Genomic DNA, 16,340 nt, shown 5'->3' on the forward strand with positions numbered 1-16,340 from the left:
TCATTCTCAGCTACGGTCGTGTCTCGTGCCCTTCCTCTCCACCGCCGTCCTCGAGCCGTTCTCGCTCGACTTCGTCCAGCGCGCCCTCGTCGGCGGCGGCCTCGTCGCGATCCTCTGCGGCGTCGTCGGCACCTGGGTCGTGGTCCGCGGCATGGCCTTCCTCGGCGAGGCGCTCGCGCACGGCATGCTGCCCGGCGTCGCCCTCGCGACCGTGATCGGTGCGCCCGTCCTCGTCGGCGGGGCGCTCAGCGCCGTCGTGATGAGCCTCGGCGTGGCGGCGCTGCAACGACGCGGTCGCCTGTCGTACGACACGAGCATCGGCCTCCTCTTCGTCGCGATGCTCGCCCTCGGCGTCGTCGTCATCTCGCACTCGGGCAGCTTCGCCACCGACGCCACGTCGATCCTGTTCGGCGACGTCCTCGCGATCACGACGGCGGACCTCGGCCTGCTCGCCGGCGCGACGACCGTCGGCGTCGGCCTCGCGGCCGCCTTCCACCGCCCCCTGCTGGCCCTCGCCCTCGACCCGCGACTGGCCGCCGTGCTGGGGCTCGGTCCGCGCTCGGCCCAGGCCGTGCTCGTGGGCCTGGTCACGCTCGCCGTCGTCGCCTCGTACCAGGCCGTCGGGTCGTTGCTCGTCGTCGGACTGCTGCTCGCACCCGCCGTCGCCGCGGGCCACTGGACGACGCGCCTGCCCACGCGGATGGTCCTCGCCTCGGCCGTCGGCGTGCTCGCCGTCGCCGTCGGCCTGCTCGTCTCGTGGCACGCCGCGACGGCCGCCGGCGCCTCGATCGCGGCGACGGCCATCGCGTTCGCCGGCCTCTCGGGGGCCGGCCACGCCGCCCTCGGCCGCCGGCGGGCACGACGGGTCGACACCGCCGCCCCGGGTCGCACGGGCACGGCGCCCGTCGCGACCCCCGCCTCCTGACCCGCCCGCACGACCCCACGTCCGCACTCCCCCTCCCTTCTCCCCGACCCACCCCACGCCCACCCGGAAGGACCGCATGCGATCCCCCCTCCTCACGACCTGCCTGCTCGGCACGCTCGCCCTCGGGCTGACCGCCTGCTCGACCGACACCTCGCCGGGCGGCGACCCCGCCGCCGGGACGACGGCCGACGAGGCCGGCACCAGCGGCGAGGGCCACGGCGCCGTCGCCGGTGCCGAGGAACTCGCCGAGCCCCGTCTCGGCCTCACCACGATCGACCCGTCGGGCACGGTCGCCCACCTCGACCTGCTCGACGAGGGCGTCGTCGAGCTCGGGTCGGTCGATGCCCCGACCGCCGTGGAGACCGACGGGCGGTACCTGTTCGCCGAGACCACCGGCGGCCTCGAGGTCGTCGACAGCGGGGTCTGGACGTGGGACCACGGGGACCACTTCCACTACTACCGGGCCGACCCGCGCCTCCTCGGCACCGTCGAGGGCGACGGCGCGGCGACCGTCGCGACCACGAACCTGTCGACCTCGGGTTCGACCGGCGTGCACTTCGCCGGCTCGGGCGACGCCGTGCTGCTCGACACCGAGGCGCTGTCGCGGGGCGAGCTGCGGGAGCGGTTCCGCCTCGACGGCGAACCGGGCACCGGCATGGTCGTCCCCGTGGGCTCGTACGCCCTGGTGACCGAGGGGCGCGGCGAGGCGACGACGCTCGTCGGACGCACCGCCGACGGTGACGAGACGGGCCTGCGCGAGGCCTGCCCGGACGCCTCGGGCACGATCACGACCCGCGTCGGAGCGGTCGTCGGCTGCTCGGACGGCGCCTTGCTCGCGACCGTCGCCGACGACGAGCTCGTCGTCGAACGCATCCCCTACCCGGCCGGCTCGACCCCGTCGTCGGGCGGCACGGCGGCCCCGGCCACCGCGTTCGACAACCGGGAGGGGCGACCCACCGTGGCCGGGCTCGCCGGCTCCGAGGGGGTCTGGCTGCTCGACACCCGGGCCCGGGCCTGGACGCTGCTGCCGGCACCGACCCCGCTGGTCACGGTGACCGCCGTGGACGACGCCGACCAGCGCCTCCTCGCCCTCGCCCAGGACGGCCGCGTGCTCGTCCTCGACGGCACCACCGGCCAGGTCGTCGCCGAGACCGCGCCGCTCGTCGCGGACTCGCTCGCCGCGGGCCGGACGCCGACGCTCATCGCCGACCAGCAGCGCGCGTACCTCTCGGCCCCGGTCGAGGGGCGGCTGTACGAGATCGACGCCGCCGACGGCGCGCGGATCGCCCGCAGCTTCGAGACGGCGGGCGAGCCGGCCTTCGTCGCGGAGACGGGTCGATGAGGGCGCCGTCGACGGCCCGCCGCCGGGCCGGGCTCGTCACCGGCAGCCGCAGCACCGCCGTCCGCGTCGCCGCTGTCGCCGTCGCGGCCGCGCTGGCCCTGACCGGCTGCGCACCCGCCGACGACGACCGTCCGGTCGTGTTCGTGTCGACGAACATCCTCGGCGACGTCGTCGACGAACTGGTCGGCGACCAGGCCGAGGTCGTCACCCTGATGAAGCCGGACGCCGACCCGCACTCGTTCGAGATCTCGGCGCAGCAGGCGGCACGGATGCGGGCGGCCGACCTCGTCGTCTCGAACGGCCTCGGCCTCGAGGAGGGGCTGCAGCAGCACCTCGACGCGGCGGTCGACTCCGGCGTGGCCTCGTTCGTCGCCGCGGACGCGATCGACGTCCTCGACTACCGCGACGGGGACGCCGCCGGCACCCCCGACCCGCACTTCTGGACCGACCCGGGCCGCATGCTCGACGTCGTCGACGCCCTCGGGCCGGTGCTTGCCGAGGTCGACGGCGTCGACGCCGCGGGGCTCACCGCGCGCACCACCGACTACCGGGCCGAGCTCGAGCGACTCGACGCCGACATGGTCGACGCCTTCGCCGCGATCCCCGCCGAACGGCGCGCACTCGTGACGAACCACCACGTCTTCGGCTACCTCGCCGACCGGTTCGACTTCGACGTCGTCGGGGCCGTGATCCCCGGCGGCACGACGCTCGCGGCGCCGTCGGCGTCCGACCTCGCCGACCTGGTCGACGCCGTCGAGACGACGGGCGTCCCCACCGTGTTCGCCGAGTCGTCCTCGCCCGACCGGCTCGTGCAGGCCTTGGCGAGCGAGGCGGACGTCCACGTCGACGTCGTCGAACTGTTCACCGAGTCGCTCACCGCGGCCGACGGCGACGCCCCCGACTACCTGACCATGATGCGCGTCGACACCGAGCGCATCGCCACCGGACTCTCCCCGTGAGCGTCCGACCACCAGAAAGAGGAACACCCATGCGCACCACCCACCTGCGACGGACCGGCGGCACGCTGCTCGCCCTCGGCGTCGCCGCGACCCTCGTCGCCTGCTCGACCGGCGGACCCGGCTCCGCGTCCGACGCGACGGGCGGCGCCGACGCGACCGGCGCCTCCTCGTCCGGCCCCCGCCTCGCCGTCTCGTCCGAGGGCCGCGTCACCGTGCTCGACGGCGAGACCCTCGAGACCGTCGGCGCGTTCGACTCCGAGGAGTTCACCCGCCTCAACCCGGCCGGCGACGGCCGACACGTCATGGTCACGACGAGCGGCGGGTTCCAGGTGCTCGACACCGCGGCCGGCAGCTCGTCCGAGCCCGCCCTGACCGACCTCGTGTTCGACGCCGACACCGCGGGCCACGTCGTCCGGCACGGCGGCAAGACGATCCTCTACGCCGACGGCACGAGCGACACCACGGTGTTCGAGTCCGCCGACCTGACCGACGCCGTCACCGACGGCGAGCTGCCCGTGGTCGAGACGATCGAGGGCGTCGAGGCCCACCACGGCGTCTCGGTCGTGCTCGAGGACGGCACCTTCCTCACGACGGTCGGCGACTCCGACGGCCGCACGGGCATCGAGGTGCGCGACGCCGACGGTGCGGTCGTCGCGCAGAGCGACGAGTGCCCGGGCGTCCACGGCGAGGGCACCGCGGCCGACGAGGCCGTCGTCCTCGGCTGCGAGGACGGGGCGCTCGTCTACCACGACGGCACGATCACCAAGCTCGCCTCGCCCTCGCAGCCCTACGGCCGCATGGGCAACGCGTACGTCAGCGAGACCAGCCCGCTCGTCGTCGGCGACCACAAGGACGACCCCGACGCCGAGGGCTACCTGCTGCACGCGGTCACCCTGATCGACACGGCCGCCGACACCCTCGACGTCGTCGACCTGCCCGAGGGCGTCGAGTACACCTTCCGGGGCGTCGCCCGCGGCCCGGGCGACCTCGCGTACCTGATCGGCACCGACGGCGCCGTGCACGTGCTCGACCCCGCGACCGGCGAGCTCACGGCGTCGTGGCCCGTGATCGGCGCCTGGGAGGGCCCGGCCGAGTGGCAGGACGCCCACCCCGCGATCGTCGTCGCGGGTGACGTCGGCTACGTCACCGAGCCGGCGACGGACAGCGTGCACGCGGTCGACCTGACCACGGGCGAGGTGCTGTCGTCGCGAGAGCTCGACGTCACGCCCAACGAGGTCGCGGTGGCCACGGCCGACTGACGCGACCACCCCAGGGACGAGGAGGCGCGGTGCGAGGGCACCGCGCCTCCTTCGTGGTCGGGGGCTGCGCACGGCTCGTCCGGCCGGCCCGGCGCGCTCGGCCGCCCCCACCCCGCCGGCCCGCCCGCCCGCCGGGCGCCGACCCGTCCTCTGGGGGCACCTCGGCCCCCGTCCCCGCGTCCCGCGGCACCGAAGACCGGGAGAGTCCGACGAATTCGTGACGTTTCGCCCTCGGGCCACGTCTCCATCGTGTGCCGCCCACGGCGGCGCCGCAGGACCACGGATCGAGAGGACCCCATGCCGAGCTTCTACGTCAGCGCGCCCGACGGAGAACCGGAACCCACCGGCGGGGTCTCCGCGCACCCCGTCGACCTCACGGGCGGCGGCGACGACGGGGGCGGGTCGACCTACCGGCGCGTCCAGGACGGCGGCACCGACCTCCGCGAGGCGACCCGCCGCCTCGAGACGCACTACCGGGGCCGACGATTCCGGTCCCAGTCGGGGGGCAGCCCGTTCGAGTACTCGTACGTGCTCGCCGGCGACGACCGCCTCGTCATGCAGACCTCGTCGTTCAGTGCACCGATGCAGGGCGAGATCCCCTTCCCGGGGCAGTACATCGTCGCGTGGAACCGCAGCGGACGCACCACCCTGCACCAGCGCGGCCACACGTTCACGAGCGAGGGCTCCACGCCGTTCCTCATGCCGGCCGAGGAGGCCTTCTCGTTCGAGTCGACCCCGCGGAGGAACGGCATGGTGCAGGTCGGCAGCGACTTCCTCGAACGGACCGCCGCCGAGCGCCACGGCGGGCCGTCACAGCGCGTCGTGTTCGACTACGCGGTCACCCCGCGCCCCGAGGCGGTCGCGGCCTGGCGGACCGCCGTCGGGTCGAGCGCCGCGGCCGTCGTGGCCGAGCAGGCGTCACCGCTCGTGCGGCTCGAGGCCCAGCTCACCCTCGCCCGGGCCATGCTCGACCTGTTCCCGTGGCGCGCCGTCGACGTGCCCGTCGGCCTGCGCACACAGGAGGCCGCCCGCGTCCGACACGCGGTCGAGTACATCCACGCCCACGCGGCCGAGCCGCTCACCCCGGCCGACATCGCCGAGGCGTCGGGCATGCACACCCGCACCCTGCAGACGTCGATGAAGGAACACCTCGGCACGTCACCGGCGGCGTACCTGCGCCAGGTGCGCCTCGACCGCGTCCACGACGAACTGCTCGCGGCGGCACCGAACGAGACCCGCGTCTCGGACGTCGCCCGACGCTGGGGCTTCGGCAACTTCGGCCGGTTCGCGGGGTCGTACGCCGCGCGCTTCGACGAGTACCCCCGCGACACGCTCGCCCGCTAGCGACGCCCCGGCCCCGCGCTGCCCCGCCCCGCCCCGCCCCGCCCCGCCCCGAGGAGGCGGTTGGTCGAGTGGGCAGAAATCGTCCTTCCCGCTTGCACGAAGGACGTTTTCTGCCCACTCGATCGTCAGGCGCCCTGCTGCTGGGCGTAGGCCTCGGGGCCCTGTTCAGCCGCCGACGGGTCCATCCAGCCGAACTCGAGGATGTTGCCGTCCGGGTCGGTCAGCTGGCGCTGGTACATGAAGCCGTAGTCCGTCGCGGGGCGCGCCTCCGTGCCTCCGGCGCCGAGGCCGGCCGTGACCGTCGTGTCGACCTCGTCGCGCGAGTCGAGCATGACGGCGGTGGCGACCGAGGGGGCCGTGGTCGGATCGCCGATGGGCAGGTCGGTGAAGGTCTGGAAGAACTCGCGCCTGAGGATCATGAACGCGCTGTGGTCCTCCTCCACGATCACGCATGCGGCGTTCTCGTCCGTGAAGAGCGGGTTGATGGTGAACCCGAGGGCCGTGTAGAACGACTTCGCCCGGTCGAGGTCGGTCACGGGCAGGTTGACGAACATCATGGCCACGGTGTTCTCCTTCGAACGGTCCACGGGTGGTGACGCTCAGCGTGGCCCCGCCCGTGTCGGCCGTCAAGACCTCGGCGGCAGCTCAGAAGTCGAGCAGGCGCACCGTGACGCCCACGGTGTCGCCGACGCCGAGGCCCTCGGCGTCGCGCACGGCGCGCTTCACGGGCAGGGCGTAGGCGTTCTCGTCGCCGAGGGGGAAGACCGACGTGGTGAACGTCGACGAGCCGACCCGCGCCTCCACCCGGACGGAACCCCAGCCGCGCAGCAGGTCGCCGGCCACCATCAGGACGTGGTCCTCGACCTCGGGCGGCAGGCTGACGAACGTGTAGAAGGCTCGCCGACTCTCCCACCGCCACAGGTCGGCGTCGAACGTGAACTGCATCTCGACCCCTCCTCCCGCCGCGAGCCGTCCTCCGAACCTAGTGCCGGTGCCCCGGCCCGGCCCCCGGCCCGCTCCACACCGGGAACGGGTCGACGAAGTCGCGCCAGCCCGCCGGGTCGCCCAGCAGCTCGTCGTCGGTCAGGAGGCACGTGTCGAGCTCTCGACGGATCGTCGCGACGTCGAGGTCGAGACCGAAGAAGGCGATCTGCTGCCCGTGCGGCGAGTCGGGGTGCCACGACGGGCTCGAGGTCGGGTCGAGGCTCAGCATCTGCCCGACGCTCGACCACGAGCCGACGCGGTCGCTGCGGGTCGCGAACTGGGTGAAACCGCGCGAACGCAGCACCGTGCCGACGGCGCCCGGGGCGAAGGTGTGCTCGACCGCGACGGCGAGGCGCCCCGGGTGGAACGGACGCTCGTCCCGGTAGGCGTACGTCGTGACCACGCCGTCGTGGTCGAGGTCGGGGGTGTGCTCCGAGAGGGCCTGCATTTAGCCGGCGGCGCCGCCGAGCTGCGCCGCGCCTCCCGGGCTCTCGAGGGTCTCGCGTCGCACGGCGTCGACGCCGGCGACGCGGCTCTCCGGCGCCAGTCGCGCGAGCAGCCGGCGGATCGTCCGCAGGTCGCGCGGGGACACCCCGGCCGTGTCGACCAGGACGATCACGGTCGCGTACTCGACGAGGTCGACGACGTGCTCGGCGGCGAGGAACCGGTCGTCGACCCCGCCGAGCACGAGGTCGACCAGCTCGACCGCGCTGACGACCGAGACGACGTGCTGCAGCAGCGACCGACCCGAGGGCCGCCCCAGGGACGAGTCGAGCAGCGAGCCGAGCAGCAGGCCGGTGGCCCGACTCGGGGTGCCGGCAGCGAGCGTGGCCACGACGTCGACCGGGTGCCCGTCGTGGGCGAGGTCGAGCGCGAGCCGGTGCACGGCGTCGGCGGCGTCGTGCGCGTCCGGACCCGCGACCAGCCGGTGGCTCGTCGATCCGAGCAGCCCGTCGGCCACCCGGTCCACCGCCGACGGGCTCTGGCCCGTCACGAGGACGACGCCCCGGTGGCGTGGGGACGAGGAGGCGCGGGTCGGTTCGGTCATGCCCCCACGCTAGGTGATAATGGTTCTCACTAACAACCGACACCACCCCATCGACACCAGGAGGCAACCGTGAAGGTCCGCAACTCGCTCAAGGCGCTCAAGAAGATCCCCGGTTCGCAGGTCGTCCGCCGCCGCGGTCGGGTCTACGTCATCAACAAGAAGGACCCGCGGTGGAACACGCGCCAGGGGTGACGGCGTCTGGCAAGATCTCCTGATGCCTGCCGACCGGACCCCCCGCCGCCCCGACGTCACGACCACCGAGCTCGTGGGCGGTGCCGAGGCCGTCCACGTCTCGTTGCACGAGTACGACGAGCGCTGGCCGGCCGAGTTCGCCGAGCACCGACGCCGCATCGTCGAGGCCCTGGCGCCGTCGGGCATCGCCGTCGACGTCGAGCACATCGGCTCGACGTCGGTGCCGGGCCTCGCGGCGAAGCCGATCGTCGACGTCGTGGTCGCGGTGCCCGACATCACCGCGGAAGAGGACTACCTCGACCCGTTGCTCGCCGCGGGCTACGAGCTGCGGGTGCGCGAGCCGGGGCACCGACTCGTGCGGACGCCGGAGCGCAGCGTCCACGTGCACGTCTACGAGCAGGGTGCCGACGCGATCGCCGGGTACCTGCTGCTGCGGGACCACCTGCGCACCGACGCCGCCGACCGCGAGCTCTACGCCGGCGTCAAGCGGGACCTGCTCGACCGCCGCTGGGACGACATGAACGACTACGCCGACGCCAAGACCGAGGTCGTCACGGCCATCACGGCGCGGGCTCGCGCCGCCCGCGACGCAGCCCGGGACGCAGCCCGCGAGGGCTGACCCGAGCGGGCACGGCCTCAGCCGGCCGAGGTCGCCGCCATCGACTGCAGCCCGGTGACGCGCAGCAGGTCGAGTCGCGCCTCGTCGTCGGACCCCGGCGCGACCGTGTAGACGACGATCCTCAGGTCGCCGGGCGCGGTCAGCACGTCGCAGTCGATCGCGATCGGCCCGACCGGGGTGCCCGTCACCGTCTTGCGACTGGCCCGGTGCTCGGCGACCTTGGCCTCGGCCCAGCGGCGTGCGAACTCGGGCGACGTCTCGAGCAGGCGCGACACGAGGTAGCGGAGCGAGGGGTCCGACGGATAGCGCCCCACCGCCGCCCGCAGGTCGGCGGCGAGGTCGCTCGCGAAGTCCTCCTCGTGCCGGGCGTCGAACTCGGTGCCCTCGTGGCCCGACGTGAAGTGACGCCAGACGAGGTTGCGCTCGAGCCCGACCAGGCGCGACGGGTCACCGTTCACCGCGGCCCAGAGGGGGTTCCAGAGCAGGATGTCGTGGGTCGCCGAGAAGACGGCCAGCGGCACGTCCCCGAGCCGGTCGACGATGCGCTGCACGCCGGGCCCCACGTGGCGCGGGACGATCCCGGCCGACGGAGGCGCGGCGCCGGCCGAGCGGTAGAGGTGGTCGCGTTCGTCGTCGCTCAGGCGCAGGGCGACCGCCAGGGCGCGGAGCATCTGCGGGGACGGGTTGGTCGCCCGACCCTGCTCGAGGCGGACGACGTAGTCGACGCTCACCCCGGCGAGCGCCGCCAGCTCTTCGCGGCGGAGACCCGTCGTGCGGCGCCCCGCCCCCGCGGGCAGCCCCACGTCGGCCGGGCCGACCCGGTCACGCCACGACCGCAACACGTCCGCGAACTCGCTCATGCCCCTCATCCTCCCCCGGCCCGCGCGCCCGAGGGTGGTACCGGCAGTCCTCCCGTCGTGCGGGGCCTGGGTGCCGAGGCGGGGCTGGGCGCAGCATGGACCCATGACCACCACACTCATCACCGGGGCCAACAAGAGCCTCGGACTCGAGACCGCCCGCCGCCTGCTCGAGGCGGGCCACACCGTGTACGCCGGCATGCGCGACCTCGACTCGGGCGACGCCGTCCGGGCCCTGGGCGCCCACGCCGTGCAGCTCGACGTCACCGACCAGGCCGGCGTCGACGCGGCGCTCGCCTCCCTGCCCGAGCTCGACGTCCTCGTCAACAACGCGGGCGTCCTCGGGTCGTCGTTCGGCGTCGACGACCTCACCCCCGAGACGATGCAGGAGGTGCTCGACGTCAACGTCGTCGGGCTCGTCCGCGTCACCCAGGCCGCGATGCCCCTGCTGCGCCGCTCCGACCGTCCCGTGATCGTCAACGTCGCGTCGGGTGTCGGCTGGCCGCGCTGGCTGAGCACCGAGGGCCACGACGAGTACCCCGTCGCCGCGGTGCCCTACGCGTCCTCGAAGGCGGCCGTGATCGCCCTGACCGTGCAGTACGCCAAGAACCTGCCGACCTTCCGCGTGAACGTCAGCGACCCCGGCTACACCGCCACCGACTTCAACGGGCACGGCGGCCACCAGACGGTGACCGAGGGCACGGACGCCACCGTCGCCCTCGCCCTGCTCGGGCCCGACGGCCCGACCGGCGAGTTCCACGACCGCCGGGGCCGCATCGACTACTGAGCGGCGACCGCAGGAGGCGCGGTGCGAGTCCTCGGGACCGACACCGCGCCTCCTGCGCACGGAAGGACTAGACACGTCCTCGTGCCCTCACCGCTCCTCCTCGCCTCTCTCGCCGGCCTGCTCTCGGGCCTCTCCCTGGTCGTCGGGGCGGCGGTGTCGTGGTTCGTCAGGGTGCCCCGCGAGGTGGTCGCCCTCGTCATGGCGTTCGGCGCCGGCGTCCTGATCTCCGCACTCTCGTTCGACCTCGTCGACGAGGCCACGAGCAGCGGCGGGCTGCTCCCGACCCTCGGCGGGTTCCTCGCGGGCGCCATCGTCTACGTCGTCCTGGACCAGCTGCTCGAGCACGGCGGGTTCCGGCGCAAGCACCACCGTCGCGGGTCGGCCGGCTCGGGCACCGGCCTGGGCATCGCCCTCGGCGCCCTGCTCGACGGCGTCCCCGAGACCGCGGTGCAGGGCGTCAGCCTGACGGGCGGCGGGTCCCTCAGCATCGCCGTGCTGGTGGCCGTGGTGATCTCAAACTTCCCCGAGGGCATGTCGAGCACGGCCGACCTCAAGTCGTCGGGCCGGTCGGCCAGGTACGTCTTCGGCCTCTGGTCGGGCATCGCCGTGGTGTGCGCGCTGTCCGCGCTCGGCGGGTACGCCCTGCTGGGCGGGGTGCCCGAGGGCGGGCAGTCGTTCGTCATGGCGTTCGCCGCCGGGGCGATCCTCGCGATGATCTGCGACACGATGATCCCCGAGGCCTTCCGCAAGACGCAGACGCTCACGGGACTCGTGACGGTGCTGGGCTTCGTCGCGAGCTACGTCGTGCACCAGGTCGCCTGAGCGGGTCGCCCGAGCGGGTCGTCGCGCCCCGAACTGGGTCATCCGTTCTGCGCAACGGTGCCGACGACGGGGGCGATGCTCGGTACCCTGCTGTCGTGAGCCCCGACCTTCCCGCCACTCCGGAGAACCACCCGGAGTCCGTCCGGCGCCTCGCCGCGACGCTGCAGACCCTGGACGAGGCCCACCGCCGCTACCGACTCCACGCCGCGAAGGTCTTCGGGATGGGCCACACCGAGCTGGCGGCCCTGCTCGCCGTCGCCGACGCCCCGGGGCTCACCCCGGGAGCACTCGCCCAACAGCTGCTGCTGAGCACGGGGGCGACGACGGCCGTGGTCGACCGGCTCGAGAAGTCGGGGCAGGTCACGCGCAGCCGCCACCCGGGCGACCGCCGCAGCCTCTTCCTCCACCTGACCACGCAGGGCGAGGACACCACGACCACCCTGCGCGAGGCGTACCAGTACGTCCTCTCGACCACGGGCACGGACGAGACGATCGCCGAGGCCCTCCCCCAGCTCGACAGCATCGCCGCCGCGCTCGACGCCGCCGCCCGCGAATCCGCGTCCTGACCCGGGCCGACCGGTGCCGGACTCGTGCGCCCGCTCTCGCCGCGCCTCCTCGCCCGCTCGCGCCGCGCGTCCTCGCCCGCTCTCGCTGCGCCTCCTCGCCCGCTCTCGCTGCGCCTCCTCGCCCGGGTCGCACCGCGTACTGAGCGTCGCGCCGCCGATTTGCCCGGTGCGACGTCCAGTCGGCGGTGCCGCACCTCCTCGCCCGCTCTCGCCGCACCTCCTCGCCCGCTCTCGCCGCACCTCCTCGCCCGCTCTCGCCGCGCCTCCTCGCCCGCTCTCGCCGCACCTCCTCGCCCGCTCTCGCCGCGCCTCCTCGCGCCGCGCCTCCTCGCCCGTGTCGCACCGCGAACTGAGCGTCGCACCGCCCATTTCGGCGGTGCGACGTCCAGTCGGCGGTGCGACGTCCAGTCGGCGGTGCCGCACCGCCCCTGACGATGCGACGCCCCGCAGTCGAGGTCGAGGTCGCACTACCGTCGCGTCATCGCACCACCGAGTTGCGTGGTGCGACGACACGACGGTGGTGCGACTCCGATTCCGACCCCGACCCCGACCCCGGCCGCGAGCCACGAGCCACGACTCCTAGGCTGCGGGGCATGACATCCGACGTCGGGGAGCGCTACGCCGCGCGGGCCCGCGAGTACGTCGACCACCTCGGCTCGATGTCGTCGGTGCACCCCGCCGACGAGCGCCTGGTCACGTCCTGGGCGACGACGGTCGAGGGCCCCGTGCTCGACGCGGGCTGCGGGCCGGGCCACTGGTCTGGGCACCTCGCCGCGCGGGGCGTCCGCGTGCGTGGTCTCGACCGGGTCCCGGCCTTCGTCGAGCACGCGCGCCGCACCCACCCGGACGTCTCGTTCGGCCTGGGCGACGTGGACGCCCTGCCGTACGAGCCCGACGAGTTCGCGGGAGTCCTCGCCTGGTACTCGCTGATCCACCACGACCCGGGCAGCATCCGGCGCCCCCTCCGCGAGTTCGCCCGGGTGCTCCGGCCGGGCGGCGGGCTGCTCGTCGGGTTCTTCACCGGGTCGACCGTCGAACCGTTCGACCATGCGATCACGACCGCGTGGCGCTGGGCGTCCGACCTCCTCGCGGACGAGCTGCGCGCCTCCGGGTTCGACGTGCTCGAGACCCACACCCGCACGGGACCACCGTCCGGGCCGAGGCCCCACGGCGCGATCATCGCCCGTGTCGCTCAGGGTGTGACCGTCAGCCCAGCCCCTTGATGTGGGTCTCGATGGCCGTGAGGACGGCGCGATGCGCGTCGAACGAAGTCGCCCAATCGTCGACGAGCAGGCCGTGGTCGGCGCCGTCGACCGTGACGAGGCCCGCATGCGTCTCGAGCCCCCGCGCCGGCTGCCACATCGAGTCGGCCCCTCCGCCCACGGCGAGGTGTGACGAGGAGGCGCGGGTCAACGCATCGAGGACCACGGGCTCGGTGAGGACCGGCGTCAACCACACCCCTGCGACGCCGTGCTCGACGGCCCACGGCAACGCGAGGGTGCCGAACGACTTCGCGAGGACGAGGTCGACGCGACCGTCGACGGCCTCCGCGGCATCCTGCAGCCGCTCCTCGACGACGGGCCGCGAGTCGTCGGCCGTCAGATCTCGGGCATCCCACTCGACGGCCTCGACTCGCCAACCGAGCTGCCGCAGCATCAACGCAGGCCAGTAGAGCAGCGGCGCCTTGACCCCGTACCCGGTACCCGGGAGGAGCACCGCGACGGGACACGACGTTCCTGTCGACGGCCCGGACGAGGTGGGTGAGCTCATGGGCCGAGGCTAAGGCAGACGACCGATCGTGGTGATGCCAGCGTGTCCCCGTGTCGGGGTCGCACCACCGTCGGGTCGTCGAACCACGGGACACGGTGGTTCGACGACGCGTCGGCGGTGCGACGTCCCGTCGGCGGTGCGTCCCGTCGGCGGTGCGACTCCCGCGTGACCGGCCCGGGGCACGCCGGGTAGCATCGCGGCATGCCGGAGGGTGACAGCGTCCACCTGCTGGCCGCGCGCCTCCGTCCCTCGCTCGTCGGGCGGGTCGTCGTCGACGGCGAGCTGCGGTCGGGCGGCCGGGCGGGCGAGTCGCTCGCCGGTCGGCGCGTCGTCGAGGTCGACACCCACGGCAAGCACCTGCTGACCCGCTTCGACGACGCCACCACCCTGCACACGCACCTGCGCATGCAGGGGTCGTGGACGGTCACGCGCCCCGGCCGCGTCCTGCCGTCCCGGCTGCAGCGGCAGGTGCGGGTGCGTGCCCGGCTCGACGACGGCCACACCCTCTGGGGCGTCGACCTGCCCGTCGTCGACCTGGTGCCGACCCGGGACGAGCACGCGCTGGTCGGCCACCTGGGCCCCGACCCGCTGCGCCCCGACTGGGACCCCGAGGAGGCGCGACGTCGCCTGGCCGCACTCCCCGACGTCACGGTCCGTGCCGCGCTGCTCGACCAACGTCCGATGGCCGGCCTCGGCAACCTCTGGGTCAACGAGGTGGGGTACCTGCGTGGCCTGCACCCGGCCGCCCCGATCGGCGAGGTCGACCTGGTGAAGCTCGTCGACGTGGCCGCCCGCGCCCTGCGCTTCTCGGTCTCGACGCCCGGCGCCTACCAGGTCACGACGGGCCGGACGCGCCGGGGCGAGACGCACTGGGTCGTCGGCCGGGCCGGACGCCCGTGCCTGCGCTGCGGCACCCGCGTCGAGGCGCGCGACGACCCTCCCACGCCGGACGGCCGCACGCGGCGGGCCTGGTGGTGCCCGCGGTGCCAGCCCGCGGCGTGACGCGGGACGGTCGCGACGACGTTCCCTCAGGAGTGGGCCGCGGTCGGCTCAGCGCACGCTGACGAAGATCGGGTTCGCGTACAGCCAGGTGTCGGCCCACGGGTCGGCCGGGCTCATCGGGAACGGCTGGGGTGCCCGCGGGTCGACGTCGGCTCCGAGCGGGCCGACGCCGTGCACCCGGCCGTCGCTGCCGCGCAGGCGCACGTAGCCGTCCTCGGTGGCGGGCTCGAGCGGCACGACGACGCGGAACGGAGCGGCGGACCGGTCGGCGACGTCGAGCAGCTCGACGACCCGGGTGGCGGGCGCGCGCTGCTCGTCGCGGTCGGCCGCGGGTCCGGTGACGCGGCCACGGATCACGTCCAGGTGGGCGAGCCGCGGGATCGTGCCCCGTGAGGTGGGCGTCGTCGTGGGCACCACGTCGACCACGAGCTCGAGGGCGGTGCCGCGCGGGACGGTGAGGGTCCCGCCCAGGGTGGCCTGCGCCTCCTGCCCGCCGGTGGCCCGGAGCACGACGGAGAGCCCGGCGACCAGGTGCCCGTGGTCGACCCAGAGCCGACCGGCGCGGATCGCGTCGAGCAGCGCGGCGGACGACCGGTCGACGGCGCCGACGTGGTTCCGGCTGAACTCGCCCGGCCAGAAGTCGGCACCGTTCTGGGGCGTGGCCGTCGCGACCGGGTCGGGGCGGCGGCCGGCACGGTCGAAGTTGCCGAGCGTCGCGCCGGCCTCCCAGCCTGGCCCGGTCGGGAAGTCGCCGACGCGCGTGGCGTCGGACTCCTTGAGGTGGAGGTCGCTGTTCGAGGTGATCCACCAGCGCCGGCCCTCGCCGAGCAGCGAGTCCCACACGCCGCCGACGACGGCCGTCGTCCAGTCGAAGCCGCCGTGGGTCAGGTAGGCCTCGGCGGGGTAGCCGGCGAACGAGAACTCGCTGGGGGCGTTCTCGTACTCGCCCCGCCGCGAGCGCGCCGACGCGTTCGCGGCGACGGCACCCGCCTGGGCACCGGGGGCGCCCTCCATGCCGACGAACACCTCGGGGTCGGCGTCCTGCCAGGCCCGCAGCTCGCCGGGCGAGTCGATGCCGAGGCGGCTCGGGTGGTTCGCCAGGACGATCACGTCGTCGACGACGCCCGCGCTCTTCTGGGCGCCGAGCCAGGCGATCGCGTCGGTGGCGTGCACGAGCCACTCGGCGGCGTCGTCGGTGCCGGGGCGCGGCTTCTCCCAGCCGTTCAGCTTGCCGTCGTGGTCGAGCTCGAAGCGGCGCAGCACACGGGTCGTGGCGGGACCGGGTGCGACGAGCACGGTGGCGTGCTCGGCGCCGGGGATGTACCACTCGAGCCCCTGCAGCACGAGCAGGTCGGGCCGGGCAGCCCGCGCGGTCTCGATCTCGCGGGCGGCGTTGAACACCCCGCCGACGTTGGCGTGGCCCTTGTTGCTGTGCTCGGTGAAGGCGATGGCGTCGACCCCGAACCTCTGCGCCTGATCGAGGATCGTCGTCATGGGGTACTTCGCGTCGTGCGAGTAGACCGAGTGCACGTGGTGGTCGAAGACCAGCCACGAGACGGCGGCCGGATCGACGACGGCGGGCGCCGACGGCAGCGGCGCCGCCTGCGCGGGGTCCGCTCCCCGCAACCCCTGGGCCGTCGCCCCCACGGCGACCGTCGCGGCGACGGAGGCCCCGAGGAAGGTCCGGCGCGAGAGGCCCGATCCGGTCGGCGCGGACTGCTCGGGGCGGAGGTCGAGGGACATGGCTTCACTTTCGTCGGGCGGGCGTCCCGACCGTAGGGAGGGGGCCTGAACCGCAGGCCAACGGTCGGGGACGCGTGCGACACCGGGCGTTCACGAACCGTTCCCCCGGGTGCGCGACAGT

General features: G+C 74.3%; 19 protein-coding genes. 12 read left to right on the forward strand and 7 right to left on the reverse strand.

Annotation, left to right across the window (positions count from 1 at the left end; all coding sequences use genetic code 11):
• The first annotated feature begins 25 nt into the window (after positions 1-25).
• From aztB to ACIOSR_RS05920, 5 genes are all read left to right on the forward strand, one after another.
• Positions 26-925 (forward strand): zinc ABC transporter permease AztB, encoded by a 900-nt coding sequence (aztB, locus tag ACIOSR_RS05900; RefSeq protein ID WP_402752079.1) that lies wholly within the window; start codon positions 26-28, stop codon positions 923-925.
• Positions 926-1,001: 76 nt separating this feature from the next.
• Positions 1,002-2,267, forward strand: a complete 1,266-nt coding sequence (locus tag ACIOSR_RS05905; protein ID WP_402752080.1) for an ABC transporter — start codon at positions 1,002-1,004, stop codon at positions 2,265-2,267.
• Positions 2,264-3,226 carry a zinc ABC transporter substrate-binding protein AztC gene (gene aztC / locus ACIOSR_RS05910; protein WP_402752081.1) on the forward strand — a complete coding sequence of 321 codons (963 nt, stop codon included), beginning with the start codon at positions 2,264-2,266 and terminating at the stop codon, positions 3,224-3,226. The genes ACIOSR_RS05905 and aztC overlap by 4 nt, the downstream gene beginning before the upstream one ends.
• 29 nt (positions 3,227-3,255) lie before the next feature.
• Positions 3,256-4,485 (forward strand): zinc metallochaperone AztD, encoded by a 1,230-nt coding sequence (aztD, locus tag ACIOSR_RS05915; RefSeq protein ID WP_402752082.1) that lies wholly within the window; start codon positions 3,256-3,258, stop codon positions 4,483-4,485.
• 297 nt (positions 4,486-4,782) lie between these two features.
• On the forward strand, positions 4,783-5,829 hold the full coding sequence (locus ACIOSR_RS05920) for a helix-turn-helix transcriptional regulator (RefSeq protein ID WP_402752083.1): 1,047 nt from the start codon (positions 4,783-4,785) through the stop codon (positions 5,827-5,829).
• A 125-nt stretch (positions 5,830-5,954) separates the two neighbouring features.
• Here the strand turns inward: ACIOSR_RS05920 and ACIOSR_RS05925 are convergent, their stop codons facing one another.
• The 4 genes from ACIOSR_RS05925 to ACIOSR_RS05940 all read right to left on the reverse strand — a co-directional run bounded on the left by ACIOSR_RS05925 (position 5,955) and on the right by ACIOSR_RS05940 (position 7,861).
• The gene (locus ACIOSR_RS05925; RefSeq protein WP_402752206.1) at positions 5,955-6,392 is read right to left on the reverse strand and encodes a VOC family protein; all 438 of its coding nucleotides are present in this window, start codon (positions 6,390-6,392) and stop codon (positions 5,955-5,957) included.
• Between the two features lie 82 nt (positions 6,393-6,474).
• Complete coding sequence (locus ACIOSR_RS05930) at positions 6,475-6,774, reverse strand: DUF1905 domain-containing protein (protein WP_123570686.1); 300 nt, start codon at positions 6,772-6,774, stop codon at positions 6,475-6,477.
• Between the two features lie 37 nt (positions 6,775-6,811).
• A complete protein-coding gene (locus tag ACIOSR_RS05935) occupies positions 6,812-7,261 on the reverse strand; it encodes a GTP-binding protein (protein ID WP_402752084.1) in 450 nt (149 codons plus the stop codon).
• Complete coding sequence (locus ACIOSR_RS05940) at positions 7,262-7,861, reverse strand: hypothetical protein (RefSeq protein ID WP_402752085.1); 600 nt, start codon at positions 7,859-7,861, stop codon at positions 7,262-7,264.
• A 69-nt stretch (positions 7,862-7,930) separates the two neighbouring features.
• Between ACIOSR_RS05940 and ykgO the strand changes: the two genes are divergently transcribed.
• The gene (gene ykgO, locus ACIOSR_RS05945; RefSeq protein WP_056224971.1) at positions 7,931-8,053 is read left to right on the forward strand and encodes a type B 50S ribosomal protein L36; all 123 of its coding nucleotides are present in this window, start codon (positions 7,931-7,933) and stop codon (positions 8,051-8,053) included.
• A 22-nt stretch (positions 8,054-8,075) separates the two neighbouring features.
• Positions 8,076-8,672: a GrpB family protein gene (locus ACIOSR_RS05950; protein WP_402752086.1), complete on the forward strand. Its 597-nt coding sequence runs from the start codon at positions 8,076-8,078 to the stop codon at positions 8,670-8,672.
• A 17-nt stretch (positions 8,673-8,689) separates the two neighbouring features.
• Here ACIOSR_RS05950 and ACIOSR_RS05955 read toward each other — a convergent pair whose 3' ends face one another.
• Positions 8,690-9,532 (reverse strand): helix-turn-helix transcriptional regulator, encoded by an 843-nt coding sequence (locus tag ACIOSR_RS05955; RefSeq protein ID WP_402752087.1) that lies wholly within the window; start codon positions 9,530-9,532, stop codon positions 8,690-8,692.
• A 103-nt stretch (positions 9,533-9,635) separates the two neighbouring features.
• Here ACIOSR_RS05955 and ACIOSR_RS05960 point away from each other — a divergent pair, with 103 nt between their 5' ends.
• From ACIOSR_RS05960 to ACIOSR_RS05975, 4 genes are all read left to right on the forward strand, one after another.
• Positions 9,636-10,316: an SDR family NAD(P)-dependent oxidoreductase gene (locus ACIOSR_RS05960; RefSeq protein ID WP_285063192.1), complete on the forward strand. Its 681-nt coding sequence runs from the start codon at positions 9,636-9,638 to the stop codon at positions 10,314-10,316.
• A gap of 81 nt (positions 10,317-10,397) precedes the next feature.
• A complete protein-coding gene (locus ACIOSR_RS05965) occupies positions 10,398-11,138 on the forward strand; it encodes a ZIP family metal transporter (protein ID WP_402752088.1) in 741 nt (246 codons plus the stop codon).
• A 95-nt stretch (positions 11,139-11,233) separates the two neighbouring features.
• Positions 11,234-11,704, forward strand: a complete 471-nt coding sequence (locus tag ACIOSR_RS05970) for a MarR family transcriptional regulator (RefSeq protein ID WP_056046983.1) — start codon at positions 11,234-11,236, stop codon at positions 11,702-11,704.
• Positions 11,705-12,297: 593 nt separating this feature from the next.
• Positions 12,298-12,927: a class I SAM-dependent methyltransferase gene (locus ACIOSR_RS05975; RefSeq protein WP_402752089.1), complete on the forward strand. Its 630-nt coding sequence runs from the start codon at positions 12,298-12,300 to the stop codon at positions 12,925-12,927.
• Here ACIOSR_RS05975 and ACIOSR_RS05980 read toward each other — a convergent pair.
• Positions 12,911-13,474, reverse strand: a complete 564-nt coding sequence (locus ACIOSR_RS05980) for a hypothetical protein (RefSeq protein ID WP_159825308.1) — start codon at positions 13,472-13,474, stop codon at positions 12,911-12,913. The two genes, ACIOSR_RS05975 and ACIOSR_RS05980, sit on opposite strands and share 17 nt — an antisense overlap.
• A 201-nt stretch (positions 13,475-13,675) precedes the next feature.
• Here ACIOSR_RS05980 and ACIOSR_RS05985 point away from each other — a divergent pair, with 201 nt between their 5' ends.
• Entirely contained in the window at positions 13,676-14,476 is an 801-nt protein-coding gene (locus tag ACIOSR_RS05985; RefSeq protein WP_192124294.1) for an Fpg/Nei family DNA glycosylase, read from the forward strand.
• A gap of 48 nt (positions 14,477-14,524) precedes the next feature.
• Here the strand turns inward: ACIOSR_RS05985 and ACIOSR_RS05990 are convergent, their stop codons facing one another.
• Positions 14,525-16,219: a PHP domain-containing protein gene (locus tag ACIOSR_RS05990; protein WP_402752090.1), complete on the reverse strand. Its 1,695-nt coding sequence runs from the start codon at positions 16,217-16,219 to the stop codon at positions 14,525-14,527.
• Between the last annotated feature and the right edge of the window lie 121 nt (positions 16,220-16,340).

The sequence above is a fragment of the Frigoribacterium sp. NPDC087798 genome (assembly GCF_044742985.1).
Classification (GTDB): Bacteria; Actinomycetota; Actinomycetes; order Actinomycetales; family Microbacteriaceae; genus Frigoribacterium.

Coding starts and splice junctions, on each gene's coding strand:
- ACIOSR_RS05920 (WP_402752083.1), top strand. CDS start 4,783: ATGCCGAGCTTCTACGTCAGCGCGCCCGACGGAGAACCGGAACCCACC.
- aztC (WP_402752081.1), top strand. CDS start 2,264: ATGAGGGCGCCGTCGACGGCCCGCCGCCGGGCCGGGCTCGTCACCGGC.
- ACIOSR_RS05940 (WP_402752085.1), bottom strand. CDS start 7,861: ATGACCGAACCGACCCGCGCCTCCTCGTCCCCACGCCACCGGGGCGTC.
- ACIOSR_RS05935 (WP_402752084.1), bottom strand. CDS start 7,261: ATGCAGGCCCTCTCGGAGCACACCCCCGACCTCGACCACGACGGCGTG.
- ACIOSR_RS05980 (WP_159825308.1), bottom strand. CDS start 13,474: ATGAGCTCACCCACCTCGTCCGGGCCGTCGACAGGAACGTCGTGTCCC.
- ACIOSR_RS05960 (WP_285063192.1), top strand. CDS start 9,636: ATGACCACCACACTCATCACCGGGGCCAACAAGAGCCTCGGACTCGAG.
- ACIOSR_RS05930 (WP_123570686.1), bottom strand. CDS start 6,774: ATGCAGTTCACGTTCGACGCCGACCTGTGGCGGTGGGAGAGTCGGCGA.
- ACIOSR_RS05975 (WP_402752089.1), top strand. CDS start 12,298: ATGACATCCGACGTCGGGGAGCGCTACGCCGCGCGGGCCCGCGAGTAC.
- ACIOSR_RS05955 (WP_402752087.1), bottom strand. CDS start 9,532: ATGAGCGAGTTCGCGGACGTGTTGCGGTCGTGGCGTGACCGGGTCGGC.
- aztD (WP_402752082.1), top strand. CDS start 3,256: ATGCGCACCACCCACCTGCGACGGACCGGCGGCACGCTGCTCGCCCTC.
- ACIOSR_RS05990 (WP_402752090.1), bottom strand. CDS start 16,219: ATGTCCCTCGACCTCCGCCCCGAGCAGTCCGCGCCGACCGGATCGGGC.
- ACIOSR_RS05950 (WP_402752086.1), top strand. CDS start 8,076: ATGCCTGCCGACCGGACCCCCCGCCGCCCCGACGTCACGACCACCGAG.
- ACIOSR_RS05905 (WP_402752080.1), top strand. CDS start 1,002: ATGCGATCCCCCCTCCTCACGACCTGCCTGCTCGGCACGCTCGCCCTC.
- ACIOSR_RS05985 (WP_192124294.1), top strand. CDS start 13,676: ATGCCGGAGGGTGACAGCGTCCACCTGCTGGCCGCGCGCCTCCGTCCC.